The following is a 13413-nucleotide window of genomic DNA, read 5'->3' as shown; positions in this document are numbered from 1 at the left end:
GGTTAATTAGGCCCACAATTGCATTATTGGAAATCAGTAGGGATCTATAATGCAAAGCGAACAAATTGAAATAGCGCAATTTTTATCACAACACCCTCCTTTTGATGATCTTCCTCAAAAAGCATTAGATGAACTTGCTAAACAAGTCGAAGTCAGTTACTTCAGGGCTAATACCGATATTTTACAATACGGCCAAGACATAGCCGATTTGTACATCATAAGAAGTGGCGCTGTTGAAATGTATCGCCGTGATGGCGAGCTCTATAACCGTTTGGCCACTGCGGGAATATTTGGGCAAATGGGCTTGTTGATGAATCGCAAAGTACGTTTTCCGGCTACAGCGCTTGAAGACACGTTAGTGTATTGTATAAACGTTGACATATTTTTGCAGTATTGTAATGAATTTGAAGTCTTTGCAGATTATTTTGAAACCGATGGTAATGTGCGTTTGCATCAAGCAATTGTTGAGCAAGCCGATAGCAACGATTTAACGACTGCAAAGGTAAAATCGTTACTTCACCGAGACGTTGTTACAGTCGATGCAACTGAAACAGTAAAAAATATTGCACAGCTCATGACCGATGAGTCGGTTTCGTCAGTGCTAGTGACCGACGTTAATAAGCCTATTAATAACGACCCTCAAGAAGATGACGGGCAAGTCGTTGGTATAATAACTGATAAAGATTTACGTACTAAAGTTGTTGCGCAGGGGCTTGAGTACAACACGCCCGCACACGTTATTATGTCAACTAACCTAGTGCTACTTGATCAAAATGACTATATTTTTGAAGCCGTGCTAGCCATGCTCAGAGATAATTTACATCATCTTCCTGTGGTACAAAAAAAACGTCCAATAGGTGTTATATCACTGTCAGATATTCTACGTTATGAATCGCAAAGTAGCTTATTGTTGGTGCGTGGTATATTGGCTCAGCAGTCTGTTGAAGACTTAGCTCACTACGCAAATCAGCTTCCCCGTGTATTTGTGCGCATGGTAAATGAAGACGCAAACTCTCATATGGTTGGTACTGCAATGGCTGTCATTGGTCGTACATTTAAACAACGGTTGCTAATACTCGCAGAAGAAAAATTCGGCCCGCCGCCAGTACCCTACTGCTTTATTGCATTAGGCTCAATGGCTAGAGATGAGCAGCTTATTGTTACCGATCAAGACAATGCACTTATATTAGATAATAGCTATGACGACGAAAAACATAATGCTTATTTTCAAAATTTGAGTGACTTTGTTTGTGATGGATTAGCTCAATGTGGCTATAGCTATTGCGACGGTGAAATTATGGCGTCATTCAAGAAGTGGCGAAAAACACAGGACCAATGGTTTGAGCAATTTGCCCAATGGATTGCTGAACCCAAACCACAGGCTTTACTTAACAGTTCTATATTTTTTGATTTAGACGGTGTGTGGGGTAAAACAAAATGGGCTAATGAGTTAAAAACATATATTGCTAAACACAGTGCAAATAACAGACTGTTTCTAGCAAATATGGCAGCAAATGCTCGTAATAGAACACCTCCACTTGGTTTTTTTAAAGGGTTTGTTCTAGAACACAATGGGCAGCATCAAAAATCTATGAATTTAAAACGACGTGGCACAGCGCCATTAAGTGATGTTGTTCGCGTCCATGCACTTGCCATTGGATCTCGTAAGCAAAATTCATTTGATCGCCTAGAAGATATTATAGAAGCCAATGTTTTGCCTGCAGGCAAAGCGCAAGACTTACGTGATGCGTTAGAGTACATTTCGATGACCCGTATACGTCATCAGGCATGGCAAATTGAGCAGGGTGAAGTACCCGACAATAATCTTGATCCGCATCTACTTTCTCCATTTGAACAGCGTCATTTAAAAGATGCTTTTGCTATTCTAGATAAGGCGCAAAATTACCTTAAATTTTGTTATACCGCACACTCGGGTGTGAAATAATCTATGTTTTTCAAAGAAGTTAAAAACTGGAATACACGTTATGCTCAGCTTGCCGATGATGCGCAAAACAACTTACTAAAAGAGTTTTATTTATCTACATTTAGTGATGCTAGCGCTTCTGTAAAAGACATTCCTTTTGTTGCATTAGATTTTGAAACAACTGGGCTTAATAGTAAAACAGATGATATTGTGAGTGTGGGGTTAGTGCCATTCACATTAGCGCGAATATACTGTAAACAGAGTAAACATTGGGTGGTTCAGCCAAGACGAAACCTAAGTGAATCATCTATTGTGATCCACGGTATTACTCATAACGATGTTGATAACGCGCCTGACTTTGACAACATTATAGCCCCTTTACTTGATGCTTTGCGTTCTAAGGTGATTGTTGTTCACTATGCGGCAATAGAACGTGGCTTTTTTAATAGTGCCTTATTATTGCGATTAAAAGAGCATATTGAGTTTATGGTTGTAGATACCATGGAACTTGAGCGAAGAGCCCTCAAAGCAAAACAAGGCTTAATAGGGCTGCTATTTAACACTAAACTGGGATCGCTAAGGCTAAATGACTGTCGTAAACGTTATTCTCTACCTGCTTATGAAGGGCATCATGCGTTAACCGATGCGCTTGCAACCGCTGAGCTTTTACAAGCTCAATTGCGCCATCATTACACAGAAGAAACACCGTTGTGCACTATATGGAGCTGAACATATATAAATAAAAACGCCGCAAAAATGCGGCGTTTTTTATTGTTGTTAATTTATTACTTAACTGGGCGAGGCTCAGTTCTTAAACCTAATAATAAGCTCACACACATAAGTAAAAGCACAAACGTAAATGGTAAACCTGTTGACACAGCACCCGCTTGTAAAGCTTCAATGGCTTGTGTTCCGCCAATCCAAAGTAGCGCAGCAGCAATGGCGCCCTCAACCGTAGCCCAAAATATACGCTGGGGAACGGGAGCGTCAATCTTACCACCGGCTGTAATAGAATCGATTACTAACGACCCAGAGTCTGACGAGGTAATAAAAAACACAAGTACAAGAACAATCGCAATAAACGATAATATATTTGAAAGCGGCAGTTCATCCAGCATGTGAAACATTGCTAAAGGGACTTCAGTTAAGCCATTAAGCCCAAGCGCGCCAACACCATTGATAATTTGATCAATTGCAATACCACCGTAGATAGACATCCACAATACCGTTACTAAAGTTGGAATAAGTAATACAGCGATTAAGAATTCACGAATAGTGCGTCCGCGTGAAACACGGGCTATAAACATACCAACAAACGGTGACCACGAAATCCACCATGCCCAGTAAAATACAGTCCAACCGTGCATCCATGTTTCGTCTTCACGGCCGTGTGGGTTACTCAAAGGAATAATGTTTTCTACATACCCCATTACTGTATTTGGAACATTCCCCATAGCTACAGCAAATCCAACTAGGCAAACAAACAACAGTAATACAAACGCTATCAGCATGTTTATATTACTTAATAGCTTTACACCGCCATCAATACCGCGAACAACGGATATAACGGCTAATAAAGTAACCCCTACAATAACTAAAATTTGTGAGCCAATACCGCCTTCTAAACCAAATACATGGTTTATCCCCGCTGAGGCTTGCTGCGCACCTAAACCTAACGAAGTTGCTAATCCAAATAAGGTAGCCAAAACAGCTAAAATATCAATAATATGTCCCGGCCATCCCCACGCTTTATCACCTAAAATCGGATAAAAAATCGAACGGATTGAAAGCGGGAGCCCCTTATTGTAAGCAAAAAAAGCCAGAGATAAACTAACCACTGCATAAATTGCCCACGGATGAAGACCCCAGTGGAACATGGTTGCGCCCATGGCTAATTTTGCAGCTTCTGGTGTGTTTGCTGCAACGTTCAGTGGTGTTTCGTACCAGCCAGTATAATAAGCGACGGGTTCTGCTACACCCCAAAACATAAGGCCAATACCCATACCAGCGGCAAATAACATTGCAAGCCATGAAAGGCGAGTATGAGAGGGTTTAGCTTCAATTCCTCCCAAGCGTATATTTCCGTATGGAGATACAATAAGCGCTAAACAGAAAACGACGAAAAAGTTAGCAGCCCACATAAATAGCGCATCAAAGTTATTAATAATATCGAATTTAATAGTATCGAGTGCAGTTTTAGCTGTTTGTGGCTCGGTGACAAGTAAGGCAACTAAAAATAAAATAATAAGACCCGCACTAATCCCAAAAACAGGGTTATGAATATCAAACCCCCACTTTTGGACGTTATCCTGTCCTACGGTGTAATCTGTATTATCAATACTATATTTGTCATGATTTTCCTTCATGCAATACCTCTTTTGTAATTATAAATAACTGGTTATCCAGCCGCCCATTAAATACATTAGTCTATATACTGAGAATAAAAAATAATTTGAAGACTAACTATTTATTTTTCTATCTTACAGATGATACGCAGCTACATAAACGATAAAAGTAACAAATAGTTAAAATAGCGTGTTTTAAGGGTAATGTTAGCCATAAAAATAGCTATTTAAAAAAATAATAGTAGGTAGATAAAAACTATAAGCTTAGAACTTAAACTATAATTAAAGTAATTATTTATAGACCAAGCAGTCTAGTAAGTTGAAGAAGGAAATGAACCTAACGGGGTGGTGGAAGTTTATACACTGCATAAAACTTATGCAGTGTATACGTTAGTGCTTATTTTTTACCTGTGTAAGCGTCGTTGTGTACGCCCGCTGCACGACCAGAAGGGTCCGCATTATTTTGGAATGATTCATCCCAAGCAAGTGCTTCTGGTGTCGAGCAAGCGACTGACTTACCGTGTGGTACACACTTAGCCGAGGCGTCACCTGGGAAGTGCGACTCAAATATAGCACGGTAGTAATAAGCTTCTTTTGAATCAGGGGTATTAATAGGGTATTTAAACTTAGCGTTAGCGAGGTCTTGATCGCTTACTTGCTCTTCAACATACTCTTTTAATGTATCTATCCAGCTGTAGCCAACACCATCAGAAAACTGTTCTTTTTGGCGCCATAAAACTTCATCAGGTAGGTAGCCACCAAAGCCTTCACGTAAAATATGCTTTTCAATTTTGCCTTCTTTACACATTTTAGCTTCAGGATTGATGCGCATAGCAACATCAACAAATTCTTTGTCTAAGAATGGTACGCGGGCTTCAACACCCCATGCGGCCATTGACTTATTAGCGCGCAGGCAGTCAAACATATGAAGTTTAGATACTTTACGGTTTAACTCTTCATGAAACTCTTGTGCATTTGGCGCTTTATGGAAGTATAAGTAACCACCAAATAATTCATCTGCACCCTCACCAGAAAGAACCATTTTAATACCCATGGCTTTAATTTGACGAGCCATTAAATACATAGGGGTTGATGCACGAATAGTGGTTACATCATAAGTTTCTATGTGGTAAATAACTTCACGAAGCGCATCAATACCTTCTTGAATAGTAAAAATGATAGGGTGGTGCACTGTCCCAATCATGTCGGCTACCTTTTGAGCTGCCGCTAAATCGGGTGAACCTTCAAGACCCACTGAAAACGAGTGAAGCTTAGGCCACCAAGCATCACTTTCGTCGTTATCTTCAATACGTTTAGCTGCAAAACGCTGTGTAATAGCAGAAATAACCGATGAGTCTAATCCGCCAGATAGTAATACACCGTAAGGTACATCACACATAAGTTGGCGTTTAACGGCTGCCTCTAGTGCGTCTTTCACATCTGATGACTCTGCACTGTTATCTTTCACTGCGTCGAACGTTTGCCAATCACGTTTGTAATAAGGCTTTAATTCACCATCTTTACTGTAAAGGTAATGACCAGGAGGAAATTCTTCAATATGTTTACAAATTGGAGAAAGTGCTTTTAGCTCAGATGCAACATAAAAGTTACCGTGCTCGTCGTGGCCAGTGTATAGCGGTATAATACCAATGTGATCGCGACCAATTAAGTAGGCGTCATTTTCTTCATCGTATAAGCAAAATGCAAAAATACCGTTTAAGTCATCTAAAAACTCAGGACCTTTTTGTTTATACAGCGCTAATATTACTTCACAGTCAGACTGTGTCTGAAAAGTAAAATCAGTGTTTAAGTTTGCAGCTAACTCTTTGTGATTATATATTTCCCCGTTTACCGCTAAAATATGCGTTTTTTCAGGGTTGTATAAAGGTTGCGCACCACTAGATACGCCAACAATTGCAAGACGTTCGTGAACTAAAATTGCTTTTTCAGACGCATAAACACCAGACCAATCTGGGCCTCGGTGTCGTAGTAATTTTGACATTTCAATTGCTTGAGTTCGCAATTGAGCGGGATCAGATTTAATATCTAATACCCCAAAGATTGAACACATAGTAACTCCTCATTCCTATTATGTGTGCAGATCAGCCACTTTGCTGAACTGCGAACCCTTGTTTTATCAGAAATATTTACTCAAGTCACATAGCTTTTGCAATTAATTAAGAATAATTTATGCACCAATGTTTAAGTGACCGCACCTTGTTAGTGAACAAGGAGTAACTATGATTATTTTTGCACCAATTCCATTGTTCAAACTCTGTACTATTAGTGAGTTATCCAAGTGAGCTTGCTTTACAGACGGCTCGTTTTTGTAACACAGTGGTGCAATAAGCAACTGCTAATTAGTTAATGTTCAACGTAACTAATTATTGCTTAACGTTTGTTTTTAAGTGCAATGTTTAACTGGTTTAAATGACCGTCGAGCTTTTGTTTGGCGTGTAATGCTTGCTTAAACGTCACATATTCAAATTCAATTGTATCTAGTGGTCTGTATTGCGCAAATTGATGCAAATCTGCTTCAATTACGGTGCCTAATAAGGGGTAACCCCCCGTTGTTTGCGCATCGTTTAACAAAACAATGGGTTCTCCATTTGGTGGAAGTTGAATACTTCCGGGGCTTACAGCAAGAGAAGGCAATGAGTGTGAGTGGGTTAAAGAATAATTATCACTTTGAAGCCTAACACCCATGCGGTTACTATTGTGACTCACTTTAAACGACGACTGAGTAAACCCATTAATGATCTGTTTTGAGAAAAGTTTTGCATGAGGGCTTGGGTATACGCGAACAATTTTACGTTTTGGCGGCATTAGTGCACCGCATTGAGTAAATTCTGATTGGTAAGGGGTTATTTTAATAGTGTCACCGGCTATGAGCGATTTGCCATTTAGTCCGCCAAAACAAGCATTTAAGTCAGTTGCTTTAGAGTTCATAACAACCGGGCTTTGAATCCCTCCTTTAACGGCAATGTAGGCTCTTAATCCTGCTCTGCCGGTTGAAAATTTTAGCACCTGTTTTTGTTTAATATTATATGTCCAACCTGGATAAATCGGTTTTTCATCAAGTGTTGCATTTAAATCAGCACCAAATAAGGCAATAACAGTGTTGCATTCAAACGCAAGTTCGCACAAGCCAACGGTTACCTCAAGAACAGCGGCGTTTTTATCATTATTTAAAAGGCAGTTTGCTATGGTTTGTGCGTAAGGGTCTAAGCTGCCAGACTGGCTAACGCCTAAATGTCGGTATCCGTTACGTCCAAAATCCTGGATGCTCAGTAATGGGCCACTTTTAATAACTTTAATCATTATTTATTTCCCCACAGATACAGGTATAAATTCGAGCGTGTCACCAGGCTGAATTAAGCATGGGCTTTTTTGCGTTGCATCAAATAATGGTATGTCAGTTTGGCCAATAATATGCCAGCCACCAGGCGAATCTGCCGGGTAAATTGCTGTTTGCTCAGCACCAATAGCGACAGACCCTTTAGGTACTTTAAGACGAGGTTCTGAGCGTCTTGGTGTAAAAAGTTGCTTGTTTAGTCCATTTAAGTATGCAAAACCAGGTTGAAACCCCAAAAATAAAACAGCGTACTGGGGCTCACTGTGAAGGTTAATGACGTCATCAATGCTTAAACTATGAAAGTTTGCCACGTAGTTTAGGTCTGCGCCGTTATAATGCGTTTTAATTTTGTGGTGTTTAGCTACGAACTCATTAGGTTTAATGTTATTCCAAATAGCTGGTAATTGCTCAAGCCATTTAGCTAACTCAATATCTTGCTTTAAATATAAAGTGAGTGAGTTCATAGCGGGAACAATATCAATAAATGAATTATCTTTTTTACAGTGATTTGCTAAAGACCAAATTTTTTTTTGAATACTGAGTGTTCCGCTCGTGCTTAAGTGAGATGCATCAAGCAATAAGCTATTGTTTGATAAAGCGTAAACGTGAGGATTTTGCATTAGTAAAACCTAATTCGAACATCATTAAGCAAACCTATCACATATTTAATTAATTATTTATACCCTTGAGACCAACACAGAACATTTATGCAAAATTGTTAACACACTTAAATTTAAATCTTATTGTCAATTAGATTTAAAAGTAAACTTTATATGTTTAGCCTCGTAATAAATAAGCACGACGTTTGAAATAATAATTAAATTTAAATGGTCTTAATTAGTACGGACTTGTTTAGAGGTACATTATGAATTATCAGCATTTATTATATTTATCGGGCGCTGCAATTATATTTAGCGCAGGCGCGTTTGCTTTATCGATGGAAAAGGTCGAACAAAGCGATGTAGCAGCCAGTATGCATGTAGAAAGCCTTGTACTAGGATCGGGGTGTTTTTGGGGCGCAGAAAAACGCTATGAAGCGCTAGATGGAGTAATTGATGCAGAATCTGGTTATGCAGATGGCAATGGGTTTGAGGCTACTTACAAAAATATTACTAAGCAATCACGCCGCTTTGACGAAAACAATTTCGCTGAAGTAGTGAAAGTGACTTACAACAGCAATATTATTTCTGCGCAAGAGTTACTTAAAAATTACTTTGAAAGTCACGACCCTACTCAGTTAAACAAACAAGGTAATGACATTGGTACGCAATATCGATCTATTATATTAACGAGCAACGATGCGCAAAAAGACACAGCGTTAAAGGTTAAAGCGCAATACCAACAATTATTAACCAATGCTGGGTATGGAAATATAGTCACCGTTATCAAGCCACTTGAGGGCTTTGTAGCAGCTGAAGAATACCACCAAAATTATTTGCAAAAAAATCCTAATGGTTATTGCCCTGATCATTCTACTGGTGTGGTTTTCGAACCAGTACCAGTTAAAACGAAAGACAACACTGCATTATTAGTGGGTAAACAAATAGTGATAATAGACTCTCGAGACTATTGCCCTTACTGCGAGAAGTTTAAAAAAGAGGTGGCAAATGACTACAAAGGCACCATCCCTTTGTCATTTAGATACGCAGATCAATTAGATGGGTTAACCATTAAATCAGCGACATGGGCAACACCCACAATTCTATTTTTAGAAAATGGTGAAGAAGTATATGGTCGCCAAGGCTACGCAAGCCGTGAGACGTTTTACAAAGCATTAGGTGCATTTAAATTAGGAGATAGTGAAGCTTATAAAGTTGCATTTAATGCAAAAACAGATCGCCCATATTGTAAAGAATATAAAATATTTAAAAACACACCCGATGGCACCTTTGTCGATAAGCTCAGTGGTGAGGCTTTATTTGACACTCGAGATCGTTTTAATTCTGGTACAGGTTGGCTGTCGTTTACGCACCCTGTTAAAAACAGTGTAACCGAACACGAGGACAATAGTTGGGGCATGCAACGCATAGAATTAAGGTCTAAAAGCACAGGTATTCACCTGGGGCATTTATTTCCGGGTGAGGGGCCTAGAGGAAAAGATAGATATTGTATAAACGCAACCGTATTAGACTTTGTCCCTCGAGATAATAGCTAATACCGCATATAAACCTATCGGTCTACAATTGGTGTTTCGACTAGTAAAGAAACAAGTACAAAAAAGCCCTCATTAATTGAGGGCTTTATAAATATTTACTAAGTGGTTCACTTTTGTTGAAAAATAAAAACAGCCCAAACTAAGTCACCACCTAACTTGAACTGCTTTTCAAACTGACAACATCTTCACACACAATAAAGATTCATTTACTGCCAAAAGCAGATTTTAATATTATTCACTTTTGTTGAAAAATAAAAACAGCCCAAACTAAGTCACCACCTAACTTGAACTGCTTTTCAAACTGACAACATCTTCACACACAATAAAGATTCGTTTACTGCCAAAAGCAGATTTTTATATTATGTGGCCGTTGGAGAGAATAAAAACAGCCCAAACTAAGTCACCACCTAATTTGAACTGCTTTTCACACTGACAACATCTTCACACACAATAAAGATTCATTTACTGCCAAAAGCAGATTTTAATATTATGTGGCTGTTGGAGAGAATAAAAACAGCCCAAACTAAGTCACCACCTAACTTGAACTGCTTTTCACACTGACAACATCTTCACACACAATAAAGATTCGTTTACTGCTAAAAGCAGATTTTAATATTATGTGGCTGCTGGAGAGAATAAAAACAGCCCAAACTAAGTCACCACCTAACTTGAACTGTTTTTCACACTGACAACATCTTCACACACAATATAAAGATTCTTTTTTACATTTATTTGAGTCATAAAAACTAAATTGGTTTCAAACTTAGTTATTTAAATAACAACTCATCTAGTTATTAAATGTTTTCGTTAAATAGACTTTATGTTGTTTCCTAAATACAAACAAACGATAAAAATAAAACTGATAAGTGAAAAAATTTAAACCATAAAAATTAAATAACAAAAAAGCCAACTCATTGATAATAAGTTGGCTTTTACATTAATTTAATGTGAATTTTTTGTGGTTTATACAGTAAATAAATTAACTAAGTGTGAACTAAAATCATTATTCTTGGGTTTTTCTAAAAGTATCAACTACCCATTTAGCAAACAGATCTAGAGGGTGGTTGGCTACATTTGAGTCGTGTTGAACCAAATAATATTTATCTTTAGTCGTTAATGGCTGTTCAAACAATTTATATAACCATTGCTCGTCTAACCAGCTTTGGCTTATAGGTAGAGGAATAAGTGCAATCCCCATACCTTGCTGTGCGGCACGTGCAACACCAAACATACTATCTATCTGAATAATTTGCGTAGGCGAAAAATCATCTATGCCCACTTTTTCAGCCCACTGGTGCCATGCCCAAGGGCGTGCTTTGTGTAAAATTAGTGGTACTTGGTTCAGTGCTTGTAAATCGTTGTTTTTCCACTGTTCAAGTAATTTTTTATTACATGCAGGAATGTATTCTAAATTAAATAGCTCAGTGACTGCGCCCTCAGTTGGCTTACTTGACGAAAGCACAATAGACAAATCACTATGGCGGGTAAGTTCTTTACGTGTTTTAAGCGTGTCCATTTGCAAATTAATATTAGGATGCTGAGTGGTCCATTCGCTTAATTTCGGCATCAGCAATTCACTGGCAAAAAACTCGGGTAAAGTAATCGTGATATTTGTGTTTTGTTGTAATTGACTAAACTCATTAATGGTACCTTCTAACATAGTAATGATAGGGGAGATCGCATCAAAAAAGTTTTTTCCAGCCGTAGTTAGGCTAATCGAACGTGTTTTACGATGAAAAAGCTCTATACCAAGTTGTTCTTCTAGTTGTTTTATTTGGTGGCTTACCGCCGACGGTGTTAAGTACAGCTCATTGGCTGCATGCTTAAAACTTAGGCTTCTTGCTGCAAAGCAAAAAGAACGAAGACCACGAATAGGAGTTTGCATGTTTTCCAGTGTTTAAATGTTTAGATTACCTGTACAGGCAAATATCGATCCAAATGTTATTATTCAATACTATCAATAACTTAATTTTATTGATAGGGCAGCTTCACAATTTTGGTGCATCATAACAACAAATTAGTGCAATAGCTCTAGCTAAATAACACAGTATTTATGCATCTATTATAGATAATAATTTATTAAGCGTGTATTAATTAACCATAAAAATAGTATTGATAGCAAAAAAAATCCCTCTTACGAGGGATTTTGGGTAACTCAGCGCCATTGGCACTGGGAATGAGGTCGGTACAGGGTAAAGTTAACTATATAATAATCTTATAAAACCATTTCTGGTACTTCACCGTCAACAAGTAATTTACCTGCTGTTTTGCTAATAATTTCATCTACAGATACACCAGGTGCACGCTCTATTAAATGAAATGCGCCGTCTTTAACTTCTAAAACGGCTAAATCTGTTACTATTTTCTTTACGCAATTTACACCGGTAAGCGGTAAACTACATGCTTCAAGAAGCTTAGATTCACCATGCTTACTGGCATGGGTCATTGTAACAATTATATTTTTTGCGCCAGCAACTAAGTCCATTGCGCCGCCCATGCCTTTAATAAGCTTTTTGGGGATCATCCATGACGCGATGTTACCGTTCTGGTCAACTTCAAAAGCACCAAGAACTGTTAAGTCTACATGACCACCCCGTATCATGGCAAAACTATCTGCACTATTAAATATGGCAGCACCTGTGGCTGCTGTCACGGTTTCTTTACCCGCGTTAATCATATCAGCATCAAGCTCAGCTTTAGTTGGGTATTGCCCCATACCTAATAGGCCATTTTCTGACTGTAGCATAACTTCAATATCATCAGGTACATAGTTTGCGACGAGTGTCGGAATTCCTATGCCCAAATTAACGTAGTAACCATCTTGTAGTTCTTGCGCAACGCGCATTGCAACTTGTTCACGTGATAATGCCATTACTTTGCTCCTGCTCAATCTCGTGTTGTTACACGTTCAATGCGTTTTTCAAAGTTACCTTTAATCACGCGATTTACATAAATACCAGGGGTGTGGATTTGGCTTGGTTCAAGTTCACCCGGCTCGACGATTTCTTCCACTTCTGCCACAGTAATTTTTCCTGCTGTTGCAGCCATTGGGTTAAAGTTCATTGCGGTATGTCTAAATACCAGGTTTCCATACCGGTCAGCCTTCCACGCTTTCACAATGGCAAATTCACCCGTGATAGACTCTTCTAAAATGTAAGGGCGACCATCAAATTCTTTTACATCTTTACCCTCTGCAACGGGCGTACCGTAACCTGTAGCGGTATAAAATGCGGGAATACCGGCACCACCAGCGCGCATTTTTTCTGCAAGTGTTCCTTGTGGCGTAAGCTCAACATCTATTTCGCCATTTAATAATTGCTGCTCAAATAGGGCGTTTTCTCCAACATACGAGGCAATTACTTTTTTTATTTGTTTATCTTGCAATAAAATACCTAAACCAAAATCATCAACACCGCAGTTGTTAGATACAACGGTTAACTCTTTTGTGTTCATCTTTTTAATTTGCTTTATTAAACCTTCAGGTATTCCACATAAACCAAAACCACCGGCAATAATGGTATCACCGTCTTTCAACCCTTCCATTGCAGCTTCGTAGCTTGAAACCACCTTATCAAAACCGGCCATGAGTCTCTCCTCATTGTGTGCTAAATTTTGTTAACTATTTACCTTCGTT

10 protein-coding genes are annotated in these 13413 nt (G+C 38.6%); 3 read left to right on the top strand and 7 right to left on the bottom strand.

Annotated elements, in window-relative coordinates; all coding sequences use genetic code 11:
• Window positions 1-49: 49 nt before the first annotated feature.
• Window positions 50-1945, top strand: a complete 1896-nt coding sequence (locus PMAN_RS06990) for a DUF294 nucleotidyltransferase-like domain-containing protein (protein WP_010557402.1) — start codon at window positions 50-52, stop codon at window positions 1943-1945.
• A 3-nt stretch (window positions 1946-1948) separates the two neighbouring features.
• On the top strand, window positions 1949-2653 hold the full coding sequence (locus tag PMAN_RS06985) for a 3'-5' exonuclease (protein WP_010557401.1): 705 nt from the start codon (window positions 1949-1951) through the stop codon (window positions 2651-2653).
• A 56-nt stretch (window positions 2654-2709) separates the two neighbouring features.
• Here PMAN_RS06985 and PMAN_RS06980 read toward each other — a convergent pair whose 3' ends face one another.
• The 4 genes from PMAN_RS06980 to pxpB form a co-directional block, all read right to left on the bottom strand.
• Complete coding sequence (locus PMAN_RS06980) at window positions 2710-4290, bottom strand: BCCT family transporter (protein WP_010557400.1); 1581 nt, start codon at window positions 4288-4290, stop codon at window positions 2710-2712.
• 376 nt (window positions 4291-4666) lie between these two features.
• Window positions 4667-6340 carry an asparagine synthase B gene (gene asnB / locus PMAN_RS06975; protein ID WP_010557399.1) on the bottom strand — a complete coding sequence of 558 codons (1674 nt, stop codon included), beginning with the start codon at window positions 6338-6340 and terminating at the stop codon, window positions 4667-4669.
• 320 nt (window positions 6341-6660) lie between these two features.
• Entirely contained in the window at window positions 6661-7590 is a 930-nt protein-coding gene (locus tag PMAN_RS06970; RefSeq protein WP_010557398.1) for a 5-oxoprolinase subunit C family protein, read from the bottom strand.
• 3 nt (window positions 7591-7593) lie between these two features.
• Complete coding sequence (pxpB, locus tag PMAN_RS06965) at window positions 7594-8244, bottom strand: 5-oxoprolinase subunit PxpB (RefSeq protein ID WP_010557397.1); 651 nt, start codon at window positions 8242-8244, stop codon at window positions 7594-7596.
• Window positions 8245-8489: 245 nt separating this feature from the next.
• Between pxpB and msrA the strand changes: the two genes are divergently transcribed.
• Window positions 8490-9779 carry a peptide-methionine (S)-S-oxide reductase MsrA gene (gene msrA, locus PMAN_RS06960; RefSeq protein WP_010557396.1) on the top strand — a complete coding sequence of 430 codons (1290 nt, stop codon included), beginning with the start codon at window positions 8490-8492 and terminating at the stop codon, window positions 9777-9779.
• A 1003-nt stretch (window positions 9780-10782) separates the two neighbouring features.
• Here the strand turns inward: msrA and PMAN_RS06955 are convergent.
• The 3 genes from PMAN_RS06955 to PMAN_RS06945 all read right to left on the bottom strand — a co-directional run bounded on the left by PMAN_RS06955 (window position 10783) and on the right by PMAN_RS06945 (window position 13364).
• Window positions 10783-11664 (bottom strand): LysR family transcriptional regulator, encoded by an 882-nt coding sequence (locus tag PMAN_RS06955; RefSeq protein ID WP_010557395.1) that lies wholly within the window; start codon window positions 11662-11664, stop codon window positions 10783-10785.
• Between the two features lie 330 nt (window positions 11665-11994).
• The gene (locus tag PMAN_RS06950) at window positions 11995-12651 is read right to left on the bottom strand and encodes a 3-oxoacid CoA-transferase subunit B (protein ID WP_006794183.1); all 657 of its coding nucleotides are present in this window, start codon (window positions 12649-12651) and stop codon (window positions 11995-11997) included.
• 14 nt (window positions 12652-12665) lie between these two features.
• A complete protein-coding gene (locus PMAN_RS06945; protein WP_006794184.1) occupies window positions 12666-13364 on the bottom strand; it encodes a CoA transferase subunit A in 699 nt (232 codons plus the stop codon).
• Window positions 13365-13413: the final 49 nt, after the last annotated feature.

Source organism: Pseudoalteromonas marina (assembly GCF_000238335.3).
Lineage (GTDB): Bacteria > Pseudomonadota > Gammaproteobacteria > Enterobacterales > Alteromonadaceae > Pseudoalteromonas > Pseudoalteromonas marina.
The sequence above is the reverse complement of the archived record's forward strand: the minus strand, read 5'-3'. Positions and strand labels throughout refer to the sequence as shown.

Bases quoted from the DNA above. Each gene is read 5' to 3' on its own strand.
- PMAN_RS06990 (WP_010557402.1), top strand. From the start codon at position 50: ATGCAAAGCGAACAAATTGAAATAGCGCAATTTTTATCACAACACCCT.
- PMAN_RS06985 (WP_010557401.1), top strand. From the start codon at position 1,949: ATGTTTTTCAAAGAAGTTAAAAACTGGAATACACGTTATGCTCAGCTT.
- PMAN_RS06980 (WP_010557400.1), bottom strand. From the start codon at position 4,290: ATGAAGGAAAATCATGACAAATATAGTATTGATAATACAGATTACACC.
- asnB (WP_010557399.1), bottom strand. From the start codon at position 6,340: ATGTGTTCAATCTTTGGGGTATTAGATATTAAATCTGATCCCGCTCAA.
- PMAN_RS06970 (WP_010557398.1), bottom strand. From the start codon at position 7,590: ATGATTAAAGTTATTAAAAGTGGCCCATTACTGAGCATCCAGGATTTT.
- pxpB (WP_010557397.1), bottom strand. From the start codon at position 8,244: ATGCAAAATCCTCACGTTTACGCTTTATCAAACAATAGCTTATTGCTT.
- msrA (WP_010557396.1), top strand. From the start codon at position 8,490: ATGAATTATCAGCATTTATTATATTTATCGGGCGCTGCAATTATATTT.
- PMAN_RS06955 (WP_010557395.1), bottom strand. From the start codon at position 11,664: ATGCAAACTCCTATTCGTGGTCTTCGTTCTTTTTGCTTTGCAGCAAGA.
- PMAN_RS06950 (WP_006794183.1), bottom strand. From the start codon at position 12,651: ATGGCATTATCACGTGAACAAGTTGCAATGCGCGTTGCGCAAGAACTA.
- PMAN_RS06945 (WP_006794184.1), bottom strand. From the start codon at position 13,364: ATGGCCGGTTTTGATAAGGTGGTTTCAAGCTACGAAGCTGCAATGGAA.